Source organism: Agrobacterium sp. 22-210-1 (assembly GCF_053522525.1).
Genome location: NZ_JBNWCI010000004.1, coordinates 115,386 through 135,754, shown reverse-complemented (window position 1 = coordinate 135,754; position 20,369 = coordinate 115,386). Strand labels below are relative to the sequence as shown.

At 57.5% G+C, this 20,369-nt stretch carries 18 protein-coding genes; 8 read left to right on the top strand and 10 right to left on the bottom strand.

What is annotated here, in order from left to right:
* Window positions 1–49 precede the first annotated feature (49 nt).
* Complete coding sequence (locus tag ACQZ5F_RS22875) at window positions 50–853, top strand: exodeoxyribonuclease III (protein WP_052818693.1); 804 nt, start codon at window positions 50–52, stop codon at window positions 851–853.
* A 21-nt stretch (window positions 854–874) separates the two neighbouring features.
* Here ACQZ5F_RS22875 and ACQZ5F_RS22870 read toward each other — a convergent pair whose 3' ends face one another.
* Together ACQZ5F_RS22870 and ACQZ5F_RS22865 are read right to left on the bottom strand one after the other, a co-directional pair.
* Window positions 875–1,330, bottom strand: coding sequence for a cyclic nucleotide-binding domain-containing protein (locus tag ACQZ5F_RS22870; protein WP_046799641.1), 456 nt, complete (start codon window positions 1,328–1,330; stop codon window positions 875–877).
* A 134-nt stretch (window positions 1,331–1,464) separates the two neighbouring features.
* Window positions 1,465–2,148, bottom strand: a complete 684-nt coding sequence (locus ACQZ5F_RS22865) for a response regulator transcription factor (protein WP_003492637.1) — start codon at window positions 2,146–2,148, stop codon at window positions 1,465–1,467.
* A 286-nt stretch (window positions 2,149–2,434) separates the two neighbouring features.
* On the opposite strand from ACQZ5F_RS22865, the gene ACQZ5F_RS22860 reads away from it, so the two are divergent.
* The gene (locus ACQZ5F_RS22860) at window positions 2,435–2,938 is read left to right on the top strand and encodes a L,D-transpeptidase family protein (RefSeq protein WP_225338225.1); all 504 of its coding nucleotides are present in this window, start codon (window positions 2,435–2,437) and stop codon (window positions 2,936–2,938) included.
* Between the two features lie 73 nt (window positions 2,939–3,011).
* Here the strand turns inward: ACQZ5F_RS22860 and ACQZ5F_RS22855 are convergent, their stop codons facing one another.
* Window positions 3,012–3,581, bottom strand: coding sequence for a CarD family transcriptional regulator (locus ACQZ5F_RS22855; RefSeq protein WP_004444078.1), 570 nt, complete (start codon window positions 3,579–3,581; stop codon window positions 3,012–3,014).
* Window positions 3,582–4,122: 541 nt separating this feature from the next.
* Here ACQZ5F_RS22855 and ACQZ5F_RS22850 point away from each other — a divergent pair.
* Window positions 4,123–8,883: an NAD-glutamate dehydrogenase gene (locus tag ACQZ5F_RS22850; protein ID WP_046799643.1), complete on the top strand. Its 4,761-nt coding sequence runs from the start codon at window positions 4,123–4,125 to the stop codon at window positions 8,881–8,883.
* Between the two features lie 109 nt (window positions 8,884–8,992).
* The gene (locus ACQZ5F_RS22845; protein WP_225338224.1) at window positions 8,993–10,369 is read left to right on the top strand and encodes an MFS transporter; all 1,377 of its coding nucleotides are present in this window, start codon (window positions 8,993–8,995) and stop codon (window positions 10,367–10,369) included.
* A 60-nt stretch (window positions 10,370–10,429) separates the two neighbouring features.
* Here ACQZ5F_RS22845 and phaR read toward each other — a convergent pair whose 3' ends face one another.
* A complete protein-coding gene (gene phaR, locus ACQZ5F_RS22840) occupies window positions 10,430–11,005 on the bottom strand; it encodes a polyhydroxyalkanoate synthesis repressor PhaR (RefSeq protein WP_003520279.1) in 576 nt (191 codons plus the stop codon).
* 243 nt (window positions 11,006–11,248) lie between these two features.
* Between phaR and ACQZ5F_RS22835 the strand changes: the two genes are divergently transcribed.
* The 4 genes from ACQZ5F_RS22835 (at window position 11,249) to bfr (ending at window position 14,356) form a co-directional block, all read left to right on the top strand.
* Window positions 11,249–12,430 (top strand): acetyl-CoA C-acetyltransferase, encoded by a 1,182-nt coding sequence (locus tag ACQZ5F_RS22835; RefSeq protein ID WP_225338223.1) that lies wholly within the window; start codon window positions 11,249–11,251, stop codon window positions 12,428–12,430.
* A gap of 171 nt (window positions 12,431–12,601) precedes the next feature.
* Window positions 12,602–13,327: an acetoacetyl-CoA reductase gene (gene phbB / locus ACQZ5F_RS22830; RefSeq protein WP_225338222.1), complete on the top strand. Its 726-nt coding sequence runs from the start codon at window positions 12,602–12,604 to the stop codon at window positions 13,325–13,327.
* Between the two features lie 266 nt (window positions 13,328–13,593).
* Window positions 13,594–13,905 (top strand): (2Fe-2S)-binding protein, encoded by a 312-nt coding sequence (locus ACQZ5F_RS22825; RefSeq protein WP_080600126.1) that lies wholly within the window; start codon window positions 13,594–13,596, stop codon window positions 13,903–13,905.
* The gene (bfr, locus tag ACQZ5F_RS22820; protein ID WP_046799648.1) at window positions 13,871–14,356 is read left to right on the top strand and encodes a bacterioferritin; all 486 of its coding nucleotides are present in this window, start codon (window positions 13,871–13,873) and stop codon (window positions 14,354–14,356) included. Before ACQZ5F_RS22825 ends, bfr begins: the two co-directional genes overlap by 35 nt.
* Window positions 14,357–14,404: 48 nt before the next feature.
* Here bfr and ACQZ5F_RS22815 read toward each other — a convergent pair whose 3' ends face one another.
* The 6 genes from ACQZ5F_RS22815 to rsfS form a co-directional block, all read right to left on the bottom strand.
* Window positions 14,405–14,917, bottom strand: coding sequence for an RNA pyrophosphohydrolase (locus ACQZ5F_RS22815; RefSeq protein ID WP_080841823.1), 513 nt, complete (start codon window positions 14,915–14,917; stop codon window positions 14,405–14,407).
* Between the two features lie 56 nt (window positions 14,918–14,973).
* Entirely contained in the window at window positions 14,974–16,173 is a 1,200-nt protein-coding gene (locus ACQZ5F_RS22810; protein ID WP_137085495.1) for a divergent polysaccharide deacetylase family protein, read from the bottom strand.
* Between the two features lie 165 nt (window positions 16,174–16,338).
* Window positions 16,339–17,667 carry a S41 family peptidase gene (locus tag ACQZ5F_RS22805; protein WP_046799651.1) on the bottom strand — a complete coding sequence of 443 codons (1,329 nt, stop codon included), beginning with the start codon at window positions 17,665–17,667 and terminating at the stop codon, window positions 16,339–16,341.
* Window positions 17,657–19,054, bottom strand: coding sequence for a murein hydrolase activator EnvC family protein (locus ACQZ5F_RS22800; RefSeq protein WP_448731093.1), 1,398 nt, complete (start codon window positions 19,052–19,054; stop codon window positions 17,657–17,659). The genes ACQZ5F_RS22805 and ACQZ5F_RS22800 overlap by 11 nt, the downstream gene beginning before the upstream one ends.
* Before the next feature lie 158 nt (window positions 19,055–19,212).
* Window positions 19,213–19,695 (bottom strand): 23S rRNA (pseudouridine(1915)-N(3))-methyltransferase RlmH, encoded by a 483-nt coding sequence (gene rlmH / locus ACQZ5F_RS22795; RefSeq protein WP_046799653.1) that lies wholly within the window; start codon window positions 19,693–19,695, stop codon window positions 19,213–19,215.
* Between the two features lie 157 nt (window positions 19,696–19,852).
* Window positions 19,853–20,326, bottom strand: coding sequence for a ribosome silencing factor (rsfS, locus tag ACQZ5F_RS22790; RefSeq protein WP_225244891.1), 474 nt, complete (start codon window positions 20,324–20,326; stop codon window positions 19,853–19,855).
* Between the last annotated feature and the right edge of the window lie 43 nt (window positions 20,327–20,369).

Sequence of the window (20,369 nt, the reverse complement as noted above, 5' to 3'; positions counted from 1 at the left end):
ACATGTCTCGAAACAACGGAGTTCGGGGCAGCAAACGCGGAGCACATGCATGTCGTTTTCGATAACCACCTGGAACATCAACTCTGTCAGGCTGAGAATGCCGATCGTTGAGCAGTTTCTGGTGCGTTACAAACCCGACATTCTATGTCTGCAGGAAACGAAATGCCCGAATGGCGAGTTTCCGATGAAACCGCTGAAGGCACTGGGTTACGAGCACGTCATCATCCACGGCCAGAAGGGCTATCATGGTGTGGCGATCGCCTCGAAAATTCCGCTGACCGAAGATCACCGACAGGACTATTGCGGTATTGGCGATGCGCGTCACATCTCCGCGATTTTTCAGGTCGGATCTCGCCGCGTGCGGCTGCATAATTTCTACGTTCCAGCCGGTGGCGACGAGCCGGATCGGTCGATCAATCCGAAATTCGGCCACAAACTCGATTTCATTGAGGAAATGAAGGCGCTGCGCGCCGATGGCGTACCCGGCACTTCGTCCATCCTTGTCGGCGATCTCAACATCGCGCCGTTTGAAAACGATGTCTGGTCACACAAACAACTTCTGAAGATCGTCAGCCACACGCCTGTCGAAACCGACGGCATGCTTGATATCATGAAGCAGGGCAACTGGCTTGATCTGATGCGCCTGAACGTGCCGGAGACGGAAAAGATCTATACGTGGTGGAGCTACCGCGCCAAGGATTGGGAGGCGGCCAATCGTGGCCGGCGTCTCGACCATATCTGGTCGTCGCAGGATCTCGGCGCTTCGCTGGAAAAAATCGACATATTGCAGGAGGCGCGCGGCTGGAACCGGCCATCGGACCACGTTCCGGTTACAGCCCATTTCCGGTTCTGAAGCAGCGTTTTCCAGGCAGCCTCAAACGAAGCGGTTCTGTAAACGGGCCGCACCCGCCGCGAGCGCGGCGATATTGTCACGGATGCGTGCCGACACGATATCGGCAACTTCCGGAAACTCCTCCACCAGCCGGTGAAAGAGGATGCGCGTTATCCGGATGACTTCGGAATCCTCCGCCGCAACGGCGGTGAATTTCCTTTCGCAGAGGGTGAAAAGGGCAAGTTCCGAAAGCAGCGCTCCCTTTCCGGGTGTCGCCTGCAGTTCGGGTTTTCCATCCCGCCCCGCCGTAAAGAGCTCGAAATGGCCTGATGTCACCGCGAAGGCGCATTCCGCCGGCGAATGCTCCCGGAACAATGTCTGGCCCGCCGATACCCGACGGCGTTCCGCACCGAAGGCGATGAGCCGCAACTGGTCGTCGCTGAACCCCGCAAACAACGGCACTTGCCCCAGCAGCATGATATCATCCGTCAAGGCCATGTCGTTCTTTACTCCGGAAAACCGCCTGCATCACTATAGCGGTTTTCCAATATCGGCCTTCAAAATACAAGACGTTAGAGCGCCGTGCGATTTTTCAGATGCACCCGGCAGGCTCTTAGCCATCAGATCCCTGTTCAGGGAACGATCTTGTAGCCACCATTCTCGGTGACCAGAATCTCGGCATTGGAAGGATCCCGCTCGATCTTCTGACGCAGACGATACACATGCGTTTCGAGCGTGTGCGTCGTTACACCGGAATTATAACCCCAGACCTCTTCCAGCAGAACGTCGCGGGTAACCACGGCGCTGCCGGCGCGGTAGAGATAACGGATGATCGCCGCTTCCTTTTCCGTCAACCGGATTTTCTTGCCGTCTTCGGTCGTTAGCAGCTTCTGGCTGGGCTTGAACTGATAGGGGCCAACGGTGAAAACCGCATCCTCACTCTGTTCATATTGACGCAGCTGCGCCCGGATGCGCGCCAGAAGCACCGCGAAGCGGAACGGCTTCGTCACATAATCATTGGCGCCCGCTTCAAGCCCGAGGATCGTGTCGGAATCGGTGTCATGGCCGGTCAGCATGATGATCGGCGCTTTGAAGCCGCCCTTGCGCAACAGCTTCACGGCTTCTCGGCCGTCCATGTCCGGAAGGCCGACATCCATGATGAGGAGATCAACCTGGGCGGTCTTGGCGGTCTGCATCGCCTGCGCGGCATTTGCACCGCTCAACAGTGAGAATTCCTCATAGGGAGACAATTGCTCGGTCAGCGTCTCCCGAAGATCGTCGTCATCGTCCACCAGAAGGATAGTGCGAGCCGTCATTCGGATTCTCAGCCTTTCTACTTTAGCGCCTCGGCTCAAAAAATCGGGCTCGATTTTAGGGAAGCACGATGCCTAGTTTAAAAGAGTTAGAGCGTTCGCTGTGCATCGATAATAATGCGCGGCGCTCTAATTATCAGCCAATTCAGCGGTTTGCCGGTAAAAGGTCAACCCATTGCCATGATATAACGAAGTGCTATGACTTCACGTTAAATAACCTGCAAAGCAAAATCTCGTGAAAAACATGAGCAAACCCTCACCAAGACAACGTAAACGCGCATCAACGCTCATGGTTCGGCCGGCTCCGTCAAAAATCAGCCGTGCCATCGTCCAGCTAGGGCACCTTACCTTTCCCGCCGCAATCGGACGCAATGGCCGCACCGCGATCAAACGCGAGGGAGACGGCAAATCACCCATTTCCCTTACCCGCCTGCTGTACGGATTTTATCGCGGCGACCGCAATACCGGCATCACCACAACATTGCCGATGCAGCAGACGCGCAGGTCCATGCTGTGGTGTGATGACCCCCGTAACGCCAATTACAACAGGCTGGTCAACGCGCCGTTTTCGCCAAGCCATGAGGAAATGATGCGCAAGGACGGTCTCTACGACGTTTGCCTGGTGCTTGACTGGAACATCACCTCGAGAAGTCGCAACCGCGGCTCGGCGATCTTCATGCATTTGATCCGCCCGGGATATGAGCCGACCGCTGGCTGCGTCGCCCTGCACCCCAGAGATATGCGGCGCATTCTGCCGCATATGCGCAAGGGTACGAAAATTCGCATCCTGTGAGACGCATCCTGCAATCAGGCAACAAAAAACCCGCCATTCTGGCGGGTTTTTTTAGAAAGGAGAAAGCCTGATATTAAGCGGCTTCGTCCTGAGAATCGTCCTCTTCAACAGCCTTGCCACGCTTGGGGCCTTTGGCAAGGTTGACTTCCACCAGGCGAACAGCCTCGGTTTCGGACATCTTGTTGACGGCGGCAATTTCGCGCGCCATGCGATCGAGAGCAGCTTCATAAAGCTGACGCTCGGAATAGGACTGCTCCGGCTGATTTTCGGCACGGTAAAGATCGCGTACCACTTCCGCGATCGCGATAAGATCGCCGGAATTGATTTTCGCATCATATTCCTGGGCGCGGCGCGACCACATGGTACGCTTCACACGTGCCTTGCCCTGCACCACTTTCAGCGCCCGCTCGACAAAATCGCCTTCGGAAAGCTTGCGCATGCCGATGCTGACAGCCTTGGCGACGGGAACTTTAAGACGCATCTTGTCTTTTTCGAAATCGATGACAAAAAGCTCAAGCTTCATGCCGGCGACTTCTTGTTCCTCGATTGCAGAAATGGTACCGACACCATGAGCGGGATACACAATCGCTTCACCGGTCTTGAAACCGTGATGTGCTGGAGATTTCTTCTGCTGGGTCGTCATTCGTTCTAAAAACTCCCTGTTACATACCCGGCAATGCCGGGGTTGGGTCGGTCAGGCCCTGATGAGACGGGGGAACCGTCAGGTGACTCCGCACTGGTCCAGCCGTGCACGCAAAAAAACACCTTCCCGTCTTGCGGGGTTCGATAACGTAAACGCTCGATATGTCACGGAAACCGCGTGCAAAAGAGGTGTTGCTTTCGTGGTGTTTTTGGGCACACAAATGCCACGCTGTGGATCAGTGTCGTTGGTGTACCACAAAAATAGGCGCAAATCAATAATTTGCTTCGACCGTGGCCGCAACATCACATGGCGGCTCAATAACCGCCTAAAAATTAGCCGCTAAAATACTGTCAAATGCTTCGCGACAGACCCTCATGGCAAAAGAAGCAAAAAAATTTCACTTACCGACCAAAGAAATACGAAAGCCTCTTAAACTCTTCGTAATTCCACGCCAATATCCGATTCGACTGAAAAGGCAAAATCCGTAAATTGACGGTGCTTTTTTATATTAAAGTGTGATTTTTGGAGGAATCCACGTCAAATGGGCTACAGAAATAATCCAAAACGCGAAAAACAGATCGAAAAAGCGCGCCAGCAGGCAATTGCCGAAAATGTCCAATTTCTTGATCCAGGTATTCTTTATGGAAGGGCAAGTGCCGACGATATAGAATATTATTCCGCCGAGATGCTGGCGGCGAGCGCGGCTCACAGTTTCCAGGCGCTGTCGCATTGGTCCGGAGAGACGCCCCACATCAGCATCACTCAGGTAGAAGGTGTTTCGCCGCGTGAGATTCCGGTAACGGTCCTGACCATTATCGGCCGCAACATGCCTTTCCTTTATGATTCAGTCATGGGCGAGGTCACCAGCACCTATCGCGGCCTTTACCTTGCGGTGCATCCCATCCTCGTGCGCGATGACGACGCGCAGGCAGGTTACCGCCTTGCGGAACCCGAGGATGATCCCGCTGACAATATCAGCCTCATCCAGTTGCATATTGCGCCACTGACACAGCAGGCCGCCGCAACGCTGGAAGAACGGCTGCGCTTTGTCCTCACACAGGTGCAATCCGCCTATCGTGACTGGCGGCCCATGCTCGCGAAGCTTGACGAGGCGCTGGACGAATTGTCGAAGCGCGGCTCCTCGCGGCGCAAGACCGAGCGTACGGAAGCAGTTGAATTCCTCAACTGGCTTCGCAACGACAATTTCACCTTCCTCGGCATGCGGGATTACACCTATTCCGGCAAGGGGAAGAACGCCAAGATCGAACGCGGTGATGGCGTCGGCCTGGGCAGCCTGAGCGATCCGGATGTGCGCGTGCTGCGCCTCGGCAAGAATGCCGTGACGACGACGCCTGAAATCCTTGCCTTCCTTGATGGTCCGGATTTCCTCATCGTCACCAAGGCCAATGTGAAGTCCATCGTGCACCGCCGTGCCTATATGGATTACATCGGCATCAAGCGCTTCGACGAGGACGGCAACGTCATCGGCGAATTGCGCATCGTCGGCCTTTTCACCGCCACCGCCTATACACGTTCGGTCAAGCAGATCCCGTTGCTGCGCGCCAAAGTCGCGGATGTCGAGCGGCATTTCGGCTTCGATCCGAACAGCCACTCCGGCCGCATCCTGCAGAACACGCTGGAAGCCTATCCCCGTGACGATCTCTTCCAGATCGAGACGGACCTTCTGATCCGCTTCATCGAGCAGATCATGGAACTGAGCGACCGGCCGCGTGTACGCGTCCTCGCCCGTATCGACCGTTTCGACCGGTTCGTTTCGGCGATCATCTTCGTGCCGCGTGAGGAGTACAATTCTTATGTCCGCGAGAAGATCGGCGATTATCTGAGCAAGGTCTATGACGGGCATATTTCCGCCTATTACCCCGCCTTCCCGGAAGGCGCCGTTGCCCGCGTTCATTTCATCGTCGGCCGCACGGAAGGCAAGACGCCGCGCATCGCTCAGGACAGGCTGGAAGACGCCGTCAGCGATATTGCAGCACGCTGGATAGACCACCTCGTCACCCTGTCCGAACCGGGCGCACCGGTGCTGGAAGTCGATCAGGCCTATCAGGAAGCCTTTACGCCTGAAGAAGCGATCGGTGACATGCCGGACATTCTGGCCGCCGCCAATGGTGAGCCGGTCCGCATTGAATTCTACCAGCAGGAAGGCCAGTCGGCCGACACGCTGTCGCTGAAGATTTTCCACCGCGACGGCCACCTGCCGCTTTCGCGCCGCGTACCGCTGCTCGAAAATCTGGGCTTCAACGTCATCAGCGAACGTACCTTCGATATCGGTGTCGTTTCAGATGACGGAAAGCGCGACATCGTGCTGCACGACATGGAGCTATCCGTCGCGGCGGGCACGACGCTCGACCTGCCGCATTACGGACCGAAACTGGAGGAGGCCTTCCTTGCCGCCTTCTCAGCCAAGGTTGATAACGACAACTTCAATCGGCTGATCCTCGCCTGCGGTCTGTCCGTGCGCGAAGTCTCCGTTTTGCGCGCCTATGCACGCTACCTTCGTCAAACCGGCATTGTTTATTCGCAGGAGCATATTTCCGAAACGCTCTTCAAATATCCGGCCATTTCCCGCAATATTTTCGCGCTGTTCAAGGCTGGCTTCGACCCGTCTGTCGACGAAAAGAAGCGGCTGAAGAAACTCGCGGAAATACACAAGGCGATCGAAGCGGCATTGAGTGGCGTCCCCAATCTCGATGAGGACCGCACGCTGAGGCGTTACGTCAACGCCATCGACGCGACGCTGCGCACCAACTACTTCCAGAAAAATGCCGATGGCACGCCACGTGATCTCCTGGCGTTCAAGTTCGATCCGAAACATCTGGACGGTCTGCCCGATCCGCGTCCCTTCCGCGAAATCTTCGTTTACGGAACCGAGGTCGAAGGCGTGCATCTGCGCTTCGGCAAGGTCGCACGCGGCGGTCTGCGCTGGTCGGATCGCGGCCAGGATTACCGCACAGAAGTGCTCGGTCTCGTCAAGGCGCAGCAGGTGAAGAACGCGGTGATCGTACCGGTTGGCGCCAAGGGCGGCTTCTTCCCGAAGAACCTGCCCGCCGGCGGCTCCCGCGATGAGGTCTTTAATGCCGGCCGCGAGGCCTACAAGACCTATATCCGCACCCTGCTCTCCATCACCGACAATATCGTCGATGACGCCATCATACCGCCAGCCGATACGCTGCGGCTCGACGGTGACGACCCCTATTTCGTCGTTGCCGCCGACAAGGGAACGGCGACATTTTCCGATACGGCGAATGGCCTCGCCCATGATGCCGGCTTCTGGCTGGACGACGCCTTTGCCTCGGGTGGTTCCGCCGGTTATGACCACAAGAAGATGGGCATCACCGCGCGTGGCGCCTGGGAAACGGTAAAGCGCCATTTCCGTGAAATGGATACCGACATCCAGACGACCCCCTTTACAGTGGCGGGTGTGGGCGACATGTCCGGTGACGTTTTCGGCAACGGCATGTTGCTGTCGGAAAAGATCAGGCTGATCGCCGCCTTCGATCACCGCGATATCTTCATCGATCCGGACCCCGATACCGACAAGTCCTTCGCTGAGCGCAAACGGCTTTTCGAACTGCCGCGCTCCAGCTGGCAGGATTATGACCGATCGACCCTCTCCGCCGGCGCGATGATCATTTCGCGCTCCGAAAAATCGGTGACGCTGACGCCGGAAGCCGTGTCTGCCATCGGCATCGACAAGTCAGTCGCCACGCCCTTCGAGATCATGACCGCCATTCTGAAGGCGCCGACCGATCTCCTCTGGTTCGGCGGCATCGGCACCTATATCAAGGCGGCGGTGGAAACCAATGCCGAGGTGGGTGACAGGGCGAACGACCCCATCCGCGTCAACGCCACCGAACTGCGCGCCAAGGTCATCGGCGAAGGCGCCAATCTGGGCATCACCCAGAAGGGCCGCATCGCCTATGCGCTTTCTGGCGGGCGTTGCAATTCCGACGCCATCGACAACTCGGCCGGCGTGAACTCCTCCGACGTCGAGGTCAATATCAAGATTGCGCTCGCCTCCGCCGTCAATAGCGGTCGCCTGACGATGCCGAAGCGCAATCAGCTTCTTGCCTCCATGACGCCGGAAGTGGCGCAGCTGGTGCTGCGCAACAACTACCTGCAATCGCTGGCGATCTCGCTGACGGAACGGCTGGGGCTCGCAAACCGCGAAGAGCTTGGCCGCCTGATGGGCGCGCTGGAGGCAACCGGACAGCTGAACCGCAAGGTCGAAACCCTGCCCAGCAATGCCGAATTCAGCGAAAGATATGCCTCTGGCAAGCCGCTGACCCGACCGGAAATCGGTGTGCTTCTGTCCTATGCCAAGCTGACGCTGTTCGACGCACTGGTGGCAAGCCCGCTGCCGGATGAGCCTTATCTCCAGCATCTTCTGGTCGATTATTTCCCGGCCAAGATGCAGAAGAACTATGCGGACGATATCAAGGCGCATCGTCTGCACCGTGAAATCGTTGCAACCGCACTCGCCAACGCCGTGGTCAACCGCGGTGGCCCGGGCTTCGTGCAGAAACTTGGCGATGCAAGCGGTCTTCTGGCAGCTGACGTCGTCAAGGCGGCCGTCATCGTCGAGGATGGTTTCGGCCTCAAACGTCTGTGGAGTGAGGTCGACGCGCTTGATGGCAAGATCGGGGGGCAAGTCCAGAACGGGCTCTATGCCACCATCGCCCGCATCTTCTCCGATGCAAGCAGGCTTTACCTGCAGACCCGAAGCGTAGGTGCCGCAACAGACGACATGGCGACCGAGATCGAGCGGCTGAAAACCGCCATCAAGACGCTGTCGCCGGCAGCGGCAAAATATCGCCGCGAGCTGGGCGTAACGGAAATCGACGGCATTCCTTCCGCACTTCTGGAAGAGCTGGATACGCTTTCCCTGCTGGTCTATGTACCGGAGATCATGCGTATCGCCGAAAGTGCGGGCACGACACTTGCCCGTGCCGCCGAAAGCTATGCCACCGTTTCATCGACCTTCCGTGTGGCACGCCTGCTGGACGCCAGCCAGCGCATCGCACCGGCCGATCATTACGAGAGCCTGGCTCTTCTGCGCAGCCAGGACCAGATTTCCTCCTCCAGACGCCGGATCGTCATCTCTGCATTGACGGAATATGCAAAGGAGAAAGATCCGGTTCAGGCTTGGTATGCCGCCGACCGCGTGCGGGTGAACCGCATCGTCTCCGAGCTAGGCGCGCTCAGCGAAAGCGGTGATACCAACCTTGCCCGCCTGACCGTGGCGGCGGGGCTGCTTGGCGATATCGTTCAGGCGCGCTGATCGGCAGTCTTAAAAACGCCATCCGGGTTATCGACCCGGATGGCGACAAACGCAGCGGATGACCGGCATCCCGCACTCTATCCTTCCCGATTATCCGATAGGACGATGAATGACTGTCCCCTCCCAAAACGCGGAAACAGTGGTTGCCAAACGCGGGATCTGGGGCTGGGTCATGTTCGACTGGGCGGCACAGCCTTTTTTCACCGTCGTCACCACTTTCGTTTTCGGGCCTTATTTCGTCGCCCGTCTCACCGATGATCCGATTTCGGCGCAAGCGACATGGAGCAATATGGCGACGGTCTCCTCGATCATCATCGCCCTCTTCTCGCCCATCCTCGGCTCCATCGCTGATCAATCCGGCGCACGCAAGCCGTGGATCGCCTTTTTTGCCGTCATCAAGATCGCCAGCCTGTTTTTCCTCTGGTTTGCAGCGCCGGGCTCACCGCTTGTCCTGCCGATCCTCTGTATGATCCTTGCCTCCATCGCGGCGGAATTTTCGATTGTCTTCAACGACTCCATGATGCCGCGACTGACCAACCCGCAAAATGTCGGGCGCATTTCCAATCTCGCCTGGGGGCTCGGTTATCTTGGCGGCATGGTGGTGCTGATTGCCGTGGTGACGCTTCTGGCCGCCAATCCACAAACCGGGGTGACCATCGCCGGTATCAAGCCGCTTTTCGGCCTCGATCCCGCAACCGGTGAGGACGCCAGAATAACCGGCCCCCTCGCCGCCCTCTGGTACCTCATCTTCATTCTGCCGATGTTTCTGTTGACCCCGGACGCCGACAAGGGCCTGCCCTTCGCAGCAGCGATCCGCTCGGGGCTTGGGGAGCTGAAGATCACGCTCCGCGAGCTTCGTTACCGCCCTGCGCTGTTGCGGTTCCTGATTGCACGGATGCTCTATCAGGATGGCGTCAATGGCGTTCTCATACTGGGCGGGGCCTTCGCCGCCGGCATGTTCGGCTGGGCGACAATGGAAATCGGCCTCTTCGGCATTCTCCTCAACATCGTCGCCATCGCGGGTTGTTTTGTGGCCGGGCGGGTCGATCAGAAACTCGGATCGCGCATCACTATCCTTGTCAGTCTGGTGTTGCTACTGCTCGCCACGCTCGGCATCGTCTCCACGGAAAAGGGCTCGACCCTGTTTGGCTGGATACAATTATCGACAGCGGATAATGGCGGCATCTTCGCGACAGGCGCGGAAAAAGCCTATCTGCTGTATGGCGTGTTGATCGGCCTCGCCTTCGGCCCCGTTCAGGCCTCGTCGCGCTCTTATCTCGCCCGCAATATCACCGTGGCAGAAGCGGGCCGTTATTTCGGCATCTACGCGCTTTCCGGGCGCGCCACGAGTTTCATGGCGACGCTGTCGTTTTCCATAGCAACCACTATAAGCGGCTCCGCCCATATCGGCATGGCCACACTCATCCTGTTTCTGGGGGCAGGTTTCCTGCTCCTGTTGCGCGTGCCGGAAAGAACGGCAGGTTGAAAGCCAGAAGCAGCAGCCGATGCGGTGGTCAAGTCCAGCATCGGCCAGAATGACGCAGAATCAGAGCTGATCCAGTTTTTGCTGCAATGCGCGCAGCTGCGCCTTCAGCTCATCGATTTCGGACGCATTCGGCTTGCGGGTTTCCTTCGGCGCCTGCGGCATTGCGAAAGGCGTAAAACCCTGCATCGCCTGTCGGAACAGTTCCGTGTTGCGGCGGATCTGCTCTTCCATCATTTGCAGCGGCGCCTGAAAATTGCGGGCAAGCGAACCGTCGCCAAACGCCTTGGCCATATGTTCCTGCATCTGACTCTGCTGATCCGAGAATGTCTTCATCGAATGTTCGAGAAATGTCGGCACGACCATCTGCATCTGGTCGCCGTAATAGGAGATCAACTGCCGCAGAAACGCCGTCGGCAGCAACGTATTGCCGGTTTTGGCTTCCTGTTCGACGATGATCTGCGTCAGAACCGCATGGGTGATGTCTTCGGACGACTTGGCGTCCTGAACCTTGAAGTCCTCGCCGCGCTTGACCATCTGCGCCAGATCGTCGAGCGTCACATAAGTGCTGGTGCCGGTATTATAGAGCCGCCGGTTGGCGTATTTTTTAATGATTGTTTCGCCGTCGTGTTTCGCCATGCCCGCCTCCTCGCGATGATGGTATTTTCTTGTTTTTTGGTGTTCTTGCTCTTCCCGTCGCAAAGTGTATGCGCAAAACAAGCCCTCTGACAAATGTTTTGTGCATCGCAACAGTTTGTTTTTTGCGCAGCAATTTTCCGCAAGATTCCCGAGTGATTTAGCAACATCTTTTAAAGCAACTTTCGGCATTTGACTTGTATTGAAAGCTTTGCCAGTCTCCGCCCGCATGTGAGGAGAATAGAGATGACCCTGCCTTCAATCGTGATTGCCAGCGCCGCGCGCACCGCCGTCGGTTCCTTCAATGGCCACTTCGCCAACACGCCCGCCCACGAGCTGGGCGCAACCGTCATCAATGCCGTGCTGGAACGCGCGGGTGTTGCGGCGAATGAAATCGATGAAGTTATTCTCGGTCAGGTGCTGACGGCAGGCGAAGGGCAGAACCCCGCGCGGCAGGCGGCCATGAAAGCCGGCATACCGCAGGAAGCGACCGCATTCGGCCTCAATCAGCTCTGCGGATCCGGCCTGCGCGCCGTGGCGCTGGGCATGCAGCAGATCGTGACCGGCGACGCGAACATTGTCATTGCCGGCGGCCAGGAATCCATGTCCATGGCGCCTCACTGCGCACATTTGCGCGGCGGTGTGAAGATGGGCGATTTCAAGATGATCGACACCATGCTGAAGGACGGCCTGACCGACGCCTTTTATGGCTACCACATGGGCATCACCGCCGAAAATATCGCCCGCCAATGGCAGCTTTCCCGTGATGAGCAGGATCAATTCGCTGTCGCATCGCAAAACAAGGCTGAAGCCGCACAGAACGCCGGGCGTTTCGCCGATGAAATCGTCGCCTTCACGGTCAAAGGCCGCAAAGCCGATATCGTCATCGATGCCGACGAACATATCCGCGCCGGCGCTACGCTGGAAACCATGGCAAAGCTTCGCCCCGCCTTCGACAAGGAAGGCACGGTGACAGCAGGCAATGCCTCCGGTCTGAATGATGGCGCAGCCGCCACACTTTTGATGTCGGAACAGGAGGCGGGAAAGCGCGGCATCAGGCCGCTGGCCCGTATCGCCTCCTGGGCGACGGCGGGTGTCGATCCGCAGATCATGGGCACCGGCCCCATTCCCGCCTCCCGCAAGGCGCTGGCCAAGGCCGGTTGGTCTATCAACGATATTGGTCTCGTTGAGGCCAACGAGGCCTTTGCGGCCCAATCCTGCGCGGTCGTGCGCGAACTGGGCCTCGATCCCGATATCGTCAACGTCAATGGCGGGGCGATTGCCATCGGCCATCCGATCGGCGCTTCCGGTGCACGCGTCCTGAATACGCTGATTTTCGAAATGCGCCGCCGTAACGTGTCGAAGGGTCTCGCAACACTCTGCATCGGCGGCGGCATGGGTGTCGCCATGTGCATCGAAGCGCTCTGAAAAACCGCCGCACGACTTGCCAAAAAGCAATTCCGGTTCAGTGCACAATAGGGTAGAAGCAGCCTCCCATTGGCCGCATTTCTATGGCCGTTGAGCACGACGAACAAGTTCTGCAATAGTTGGGAGCGCTCGCATATTGAGACGCTTCGTTGACAGGTCATGGAGGCCGATATGAGCCGGGTTGCTTTGATTTCCGGCGGGACGAGCGGCATAGGTGCTGCAATCGCCCGCACCCTGCAGGCGGCCGGCTATCGCGTGGCCGTCAACTATGCCTTCACGACCGACAGGGCGGAAGCATTCCAGAAAGAAACCGGCATCCCCGCGTTTCAGTGGGACGTTCGCGACTACGACGCCTGCGTCGACGGCATTACAAAGGTGGAAGAGACCTTCGGTCCCGTCGAGGTTCTCGTCAACAACGCCGGCATCACCCGCGATGCGATGTTTCACAAGATGTCGCCGCAGCAATGGCGCGAAGTGATCGACACCAATCTCACCGGCGTCTTCAACATGACGCATCCGGTCTGGCCGGGCATGCGAGATCGCGGCTTTGGCCGCATCGTCAACATTTCCTCCATCAATGGCCAGAAGGGCCAGGCGGGGCAAGCCAACTATTCCGCCTCCAAAGCAGGCGATATCGGCTTCACCAAGGCGCTCGCCCAGGAAGGCGCCAGCCGCAACATCACCGTCAACGCCATCTGCCCCGGCTATATCGGCACCGAGATGGTGAGAGCGATACCGGAAAAAGTACTTGCCGAACGGATCGTCCCGCAGATTCCGGTCGGCCGGCTGGGCGAACCGGAAGAAATTGCCCGTTGCGTCCTGTTTCTCGTTTCCGACGAGGCGGGCTTCATCACCGGTTCCACCATGACGGCCAATGGCGGGCAATATTTCGCCTGAGATCGGCTGCTCTTCACTTAGGCGACAGCTAAATCAGTAAACTTTTCGTGATAGCTACTCTGGTAATATTGCCAAGCACAAAAACTTGAGCACGAAACACCGGAAAGTATCACACGCTAAACCAATGAAAATACGATAGTTTTTGTATAGTTTAGAATGAGTCTAGAAATTCCACGCCGATTCAAAAAGAGGTTTTTCTTGACATTTGGTGTCCTGTTTTGGTTTAAGAACGAAAACAACGTGTTGCGTCATACAGGCAGTCCATCATGCTGGTTTGCAGCTGCAATTACATCACTGATCACGATATCCGGGACGTTATCAACGAACTCCTCGACGAGGACTGTTGGCAGCTGATCGTTCCGGCGAAAGTGTATCACGCCATGGAAAAACGTGGTCGCTGCTGCGGCTGTTTCCCGACCGTTGTCGATCTGATCATCAAGACCACCGAAGAATATCACGCCCGTCGCCACTCGACTGAGGCCGATGTTTTTGATTTTATGTCCCGCCTGAAGCGATTCCATGAAGAGAACAGGAGAGCGGACATTGAAAGGCGACAAAAAAGTCATCGAGCGGCTTAACGAGGCCCTTTTTCTCGAACTCGGTGCGGTGAACCAATATTGGCTTCATTACCGGTTGCTGAACGACTGGGGCTACACCAAGCTCGCAAAGAAGGAGCGCGCTGAATCCATCGAAGAGATGCAGCACGCCGACAAGATCATCGATCGTATCATCTTCCTCGAAGGCCATCCCAACCTTCAGACACTGGCTCCGCTGCGCATCGGCCAGAACGTCAAGGAAGTACTGGAAGCAGACCTGGCGGGCGAATACGACGCACGCACCTCCTACAAGAAGTCGCGTGACATCTGTTCCGAGGCCGGAGACTACGTCTCCATGAAGCTGTTTGAAGCCCTGCTGATCGACGAAGAAGGCCATATCGACTTCCTCGAAACCCAGCTCGATCTGCTCGGCAAGATCGGCGTGGAAAAATATGGTCAGCTCAACGCCGATTCCGCCAACGAAGCGGAATAAGCTTTCGACATTGGACAAGGAAAAGGCGGCCAATGGCCGCCTTTTTATTTATTTGCCGGAGAGGTGCCGGAACTCTGCCACCACCTGCTCGTAGACCCCGCGCTTGAACGGCACGATCAATTCCGGAAGGCTTTCCATCGGCTTCCAGCCCCAGGCATCAAATTCTGCCGTGTGGCCCGTCGGCGGCGGGTCAATCTGGATTTCACTTTCGTCGCCTTCGAAACGGAAAGCGAACCAGCGCTGCGCCTGCCCGCGATATTTGCCCCTTAAACCGATGCCGATCAGTTCGGGCGGCAGATCGTAGTTGATCCAGTCACTCGCTTCCGCAAGCAGAGTCACCGTCTTCATTCCGGTTTCTTCGTAAAGTTCACGAATGGCGGCCGTCAAGGGCCGCTCACCATCGTCGATGCCGCCCTGCGGCATCTGCCACAATTGCGGTGAGCCGTCATATTCGGAATTACCTTCACTGATGCGCCGGCCGGCCCAGACAAGGCCTTCGGCGTTGAGAACCATTATTCCCGCGCAGGGGCGGTAAGGCAAATCTTCTGCTTTGATTGTCATGGGAAACCCGCATTGCTGAGCGCCGCAAAAGCGCATGAAATGGCCGCGCAGAAGGTTTACTGCCCCGCCTGCTGCGAAACAAGCGCAGAAACGCCAACGATCTCGATACCGCGCCCGCCCGCTTCCCGCGACCATTTGGAGATGGCGGCGATGCTTTCATCGAAAGCCGAAGCCACACCGATCGCCTGGCCGTTGCGGCGTGCAATTCGCTCCAGCTCATCCAGCTTACGCAGGATGGCGCTTTCAGTCACTTCGCCATCAAGCAGAACATCGGCAAAACCCTGCGGCGCAGAGATCGCCTTGGCAATCCCGCCGCTCAACGACTGTGCCGATGAAGCATCATCCAGAAACAGCAGCCCGCGCTTGCCGATATCGCGCATCACCGGCTCCAGCGCCGCCTGTTCAGCAAGGAAACGCCCACCAAGATAGTTCATGATGCCGGTATAATTGGTGATTTTTGCCATGGAGCGATGCAGCCGGTCGATGTTGACCTTCGCAGGATCGCCGGCCAGCAGCGTGTCAGGTCCGGGATTGGTACCGGGATAACCGAAAGGCTCCAGCGGTATCTGCAGAAGGATCTCATGGCCCTCTCGGCGCCCTTCCTGCATCCAGCGCTGCAGGCTGTTGCCGCTTGCGGCAAAACCAAGCGTCACCTCCGGTGGCAGATCGCGGATGGCCTTTTGCGAACCCGTCTGGCTGAGGCCGAGACCGCCGACGACGATTGCCACCCGAGTGCCACGGGCACCCGACCAAGGCCTTGCATATTGCTCCATCGGCCGCAGGCCATCGGCGCCAACGACCGGCAGCCGTCCGAATGCGGACTCTTCCAGCAACTCCTCATTGGGACGAGTGGCCATGCGCGGGTCCTGACCATAGGTCTGGCCACTCATCAACACCGGCCCATTGCCATCGCGGGGTCTCGGAGAATAGACCGATACGACATTGCCGTCCGGCATGGTTTCCCGGTTGATATTGGCGCCAGACCGGCCGCTTTCCGGTTTCAGGCCGGCCGTCTCAGCAGAACCGGCCCCATCGGCAACCGCCGTTTCAGGCGTGCTGTGGGGCGGCTGCGGTTGAACATCCGGCCCGGGGCCCGTCTTCTGCAGATTGCCTGGCGAAAGCGCCGTATAGACGGAGAGCCCGCCGATAGAGAAAACCGCAAGCACGGACAAAACCATAATGACGGAAAAGCGCCGGTTGATACCGACGCTTTTTTTCTGACGACCCAGAAGCGGTTTTCGCAGGTCCGAAGGCAATGAACGGTCCGTCCAAACGGTCGAAGCATGTCACACAAAACTACGCGGTGGTTTGCGGTAACGACATGCGGAAAAACAGGGACTTAAAGCAAAAGCAGCCAATCTGGAAATCGCGACCCGCTTTAAGCAATCGAAAAAATGCGCCGGCTGGCCGGCGCATCTATCTTACTGCTTGTTGACCACAGCCTTGTCCGGGTTCGGCGGGAAAGACGGATCAGTTTTGCCGCCGCGCAGCAGATCCAGCGCATAGTTAAGCTGGATATCGTCCTTGGCTTCCGGCGGAACATAGGCGGAGGAACCCGAACCTTCGTCGGTTTCACTCTGGCCCTTGATGTGGCCGGAAAGACCGGATTCACCTTCGGTGGTCACCTTGCCTTGCAGTTCCGGCGGCAATGGCTGCTCCACCTTAATGTCAGGCTCGATGCCCGTACCCTGGATGGATTTGCCCGACGGCGTGTAATAAAGCGCCGTGGTCAGGCGCAGCGCACCCGCCTCGCCGAGCGGAATGATCGTCTGAACCGACCCCTTGCCGAAGGAGCGCGTGCCGACCACGGTCGCACGGCGCAAATCCTGCAACGCGCCGGCAACGATTTCAGAAGCCGAAGCCGAGCCGCCATTGACGAGCACGATCACCGGTTTGCCATCGGTCAGATCGCCGGCCGTCGCGTTGAAGCGACGGGTCTCATCCGGGTTACGGCCGCGGGTCGAAACGACTTCGCCACGCTCAAGGAAAGCATCGGAGACATTGATCGCCTGATCGAGCAGACCGCCCGGATTAAGGCGCAGGTCAAGCACGTAACCCTTCAGCTTGTCAGCCGGCACGTCCGCCTTGATCTTCTTGATCGCCTTTTCGAGATCGTCATAGGTCTTTTCGGTAAAGGAGATGACGCGCAGATAACCGACATTGTCGCCCTCGACGCGAGACTTGACCGCACGAACGGCAATCACATCACGTACAACGGTGATTTCAAGCGGCTTATCCGCGCCCTGGCGGATGACCGTCAGCTTGATCGGCGTCTTGACCGCACCACGCATCTTTTCAACAGCCTGCTCCAGCTTGAGGCCGCGAACCGGTGTACCGTCAATTTCCGAAATGAAGTCACCAGCAAGAATACCCGCGCGGGAAGCCGGCGTATCATCCATCGGCGAGATGACTTTGACCAGTTCGTTTTCCATGGTCACTTCGATGCCGAGACCGCCGAACTCACCCTTGGTCTGGGTGCGCATGTCGGTGGCATCCTTGGCATTCATGAAGCTGGAATGCGGATCGAGCGAGCTGAGCATGCCGTTAATGGCATTCTCCACCAGCTTCTCGTCATCCGGCGGCGTCACATATTGCGCGCGCACGCGCTCGAACACGTCGCCGAATATCGACAACTCCTTGTAGGTCGAAGGCCCGGCCGCCTGTGCCGGCATGCTCGCCGAATAAATCACGCTCATCGCCGTGGCGCCCATAAGCCCACCGATAAGGAGAAGCGAAACCTTACGAATCATTGTGCGCCCTTCCGGTATTTTTTGCGGTCCACCAAGGTTGGGAATCAACCGGCACACCATCTTTCCTGAACTCAATGTAAAGCGTTGGCCTGTCGGTTTCCAGCGCCAATGCTGCTGCACTCGCTACTCTTTTTGCACCCATGGAGGCGATGGGCTCTCCGGAGAACACGAACATTCCCTGCCGTGTCCTCACATTGTCCATGCCCGTCATCACCACATGATATCCATCACCCGTGTTGAGGATGATCATCCGGCCGTAACTGCGAAAATCTCCGGCAAACACCACAAAGCCGTCTGCAGGCGCCGTCACGATGGCCTCGGGTCCGCTCGCAACGACAATTCCCTTGGAAAAATGGCCAGTACCGTCAGCATCACCGAAACGCCTGAGCACCTCGCCCGCAACCGGAACCTCCAGTTTTCCCTTCAAACTCGCGAAGGGATATGCGGGCGCAATGCGGTTTTTATCAGGCATTCCAGCCGCTGCCGCAGCGCGTTCCTTTTCACGTTCCGCTTCCGAAAGACGGGCTACGCGCTGCTCTTCCGCCCGCGCCTTTTCCATGGCTTCCCGCACCGACGTAATCTCGCCTTCAAGCGAACTGACCAGACCTTCAAGACTGGTCGCTTTGCTCGCCAGTTCTTCGGATCGTTTGCGTTCAGCCTCAAGCTCCGACGCCGTCTGGGTATTCTTACGGTCGTTTTCGGCAATCAACAGGTCGAGGCGTTTTTCCTCTTCCAGACTTGCCGTCATCATACCCGTAAGATCGTCCTTTTCGCGAGCGATTGCCTGCCTGAGATCGGTCAATTCTTTGAGAGCGGAAATCAGCTTGTCGGTTTCACCACGAATGCCCGGAACGACCGCACCAAGAAGAATAGCACTACGCACGGAAGCAAGTGCATCCTCCGGCGAAACGAGAAGGGCAGGTGGCGGATTTCTGCCCATGCGCTGCAATGCGGCCAGAACTTCCGCCAGCACACCCCGCCTTTCACGTAACGACGCTTTGACACCGTCTTCGCGAACGGACAGCTTGGCGAGGCGATCCTCACCGTCGCTGATCTTGGTTTCCAGTGCCTTGCGCCGCGCAGCAGACGCGATCAGCTCTTCCCGGATGCGGGCGCTGTCCTGATTGAGGGAAGCGATGCTCTCCTCAAGATTGCGGGTCTTGTCTTCCGAAAGGCCGATACTGTCGACCAGTTCCTCCAGATCCTGCCGGTTCTGGTCACGGCGCTTCTCCAGCGTCTGCAACGCGTCCGGCGATGAATCGCCGTTCTCGGCCGGAACTGCGCCCGCATCGTCCCGCGAATAGGCTGGACCGGCCCCCATGACGAAAGCAGCAATAACCGCGCCCGCAAGGGCAGCGCGCTGTTTTCGTTGAGACCTCTTGTCCATTTGAACTTTCTTTGATGCCGAAGCAGAAGCGCCGATATTAGGGATTTTGCTGCGATCTTCCAAGAGGCTTGAAAGAGGGCAACGGCAAAGCCATCTGCGCCTTTTCGTGTCGCGGAGCTTCATGTTAAAATTGAGACGATTTTTACACCAAAACCCGCTCAAACCCGATGATAAGGGTGACCGGAAAGGATTGTGACGGCGCGGTAAAGCTGTTCGGCGATCAGAATACGAACGATCTGGTGCGGCCAGGTGAGCTTTCCCAGATTGAGAACGGCCGCCGCCCTGTCGTAAAGCGCGGGGTCGAGACCGTCAGCCCCGCCAATGGCAATGATGAGTTCGCGCTTGCCGCTATCGCGCAGGTCGCCAAAAAACGTGGCAAAAGCCGGACTATCCAGCGCCTTGCCGCGCTCGTCGAGAAGCACCAGCACTGAACCGTCGGCCAGATGTTTTTCGAGCATCGCCGCTTCTTCGCGCTTGCGCGTCTCCGCATTCGACGCCCGGCTTTCCGCAACCTCGATCACCCGCGAAAACTCCAGCCCGATTGCCGGGCCGGTCTTCGCGAGACGTTCGATATAACGGGTCGCAAGATCCTTTTCAGGGCCGGTTTTAAGCCGTCCCACCGCAAAAATCGAAATCCGCATCGCAAACCTGTGACTGTCGTGACAAACAGGGTCACGCTCTTAACAGCATAGAATGCGGATTCCTATGCGGCCGGTTCGATTTCCGGCCAGAGACATCGTGCCGAAGGCAAAGACGACCTTCGGCAAACACGATGCACTCGATCAAAGGCTCACCGCATCAATGCAGCGTTTCTTCCGACATTTCCGGCGTCGCCCACATTTTTTCAATGTTGTAGAAGGCGCGGATTTCCGGACGGAACACATGAACGATGACATCGCCGGCGTCGATCAGCACCCAGTCCCCGGTCTCCAGACCTTCGACGCGGGCGTTGCCGAACCCCTCATCCTTCATATCCTTGAGAAGATGCTCGCAAATCGCCGAAACATGCCTGTTCGATCGCCCGGAGACTACGACCATGTAGTCCGCAAGCGCCGATTTTCCGGCAATGTTGAGAGATACGATATCTTCAGCCTTGGAGTCCTCGAGGCTCGCGAGGACGGTTTCGAGGGCATGATCGGCGGCATCGTCGCCACTGTCCTGGCCCTTCGGGATAGCAACAAATGCTTTTCCCTTGCTGTGTACTGTTGTCAGAGGTTTTCCCTTTCCAAGAATGACAAAACAGATACTGCGCGACGCGATTCTCTGCGTCACACAATAAAGGTGGCATCAAAGCATTAACTTTTCAAGATATGGA

Excerpts from the sequence above, each read along its gene's own strand:
- phbB (WP_225338222.1), top strand. The coding sequence starts at position 12,602 with ATGAGCCGGGTTGCTTTGATTTCCGGCGGGACGAGCGGCATAGGTGCT.
- ACQZ5F_RS22805 (WP_046799651.1), bottom strand. The coding sequence starts at position 17,667 with ATGATTCGTAAGGTTTCGCTTCTCCTTATCGGTGGGCTTATGGGCGCC.
- ACQZ5F_RS22865 (WP_003492637.1), bottom strand. The coding sequence starts at position 2,148 with ATGACGGCTCGCACTATCCTTCTGGTGGACGATGACGACGATCTTCGG.
- ACQZ5F_RS22815 (WP_080841823.1), bottom strand. The coding sequence starts at position 14,917 with ATGACAATCAAAGCAGAAGATTTGCCTTACCGCCCCTGCGCGGGAATA.
- ACQZ5F_RS22860 (WP_225338225.1), top strand. The coding sequence starts at position 2,435 with ATGGTTCGGCCGGCTCCGTCAAAAATCAGCCGTGCCATCGTCCAGCTA.
- ACQZ5F_RS22870 (WP_046799641.1), bottom strand. The coding sequence starts at position 1,330 with ATGGCCTTGACGGATGATATCATGCTGCTGGGGCAAGTGCCGTTGTTT.
- ACQZ5F_RS22825 (WP_080600126.1), top strand. The coding sequence starts at position 13,594 with ATGCTGGTTTGCAGCTGCAATTACATCACTGATCACGATATCCGGGAC.
- ACQZ5F_RS22875 (WP_052818693.1), top strand. The coding sequence starts at position 50 with ATGTCGTTTTCGATAACCACCTGGAACATCAACTCTGTCAGGCTGAGA.
- ACQZ5F_RS22845 (WP_225338224.1), top strand. The coding sequence starts at position 8,993 with ATGACTGTCCCCTCCCAAAACGCGGAAACAGTGGTTGCCAAACGCGGG.
- rlmH (WP_046799653.1), bottom strand. The coding sequence starts at position 19,695 with ATGCGGATTTCGATTTTTGCGGTGGGACGGCTTAAAACCGGCCCTGAA.
- ACQZ5F_RS22835 (WP_225338223.1), top strand. The coding sequence starts at position 11,249 with ATGACCCTGCCTTCAATCGTGATTGCCAGCGCCGCGCGCACCGCCGTC.
- ACQZ5F_RS22850 (WP_046799643.1), top strand. The coding sequence starts at position 4,123 with ATGGGCTACAGAAATAATCCAAAACGCGAAAAACAGATCGAAAAAGCG.
- ACQZ5F_RS22855 (WP_004444078.1), bottom strand. The coding sequence starts at position 3,581 with ATGACGACCCAGCAGAAGAAATCTCCAGCACATCACGGTTTCAAGACC.
- ACQZ5F_RS22800 (WP_448731093.1), bottom strand. The coding sequence starts at position 19,054 with ATGGACAAGAGGTCTCAACGAAAACAGCGCGCTGCCCTTGCGGGCGCG.
- phaR (WP_003520279.1), bottom strand. The coding sequence starts at position 11,005 with ATGGCGAAACACGACGGCGAAACAATCATTAAAAAATACGCCAACCGG.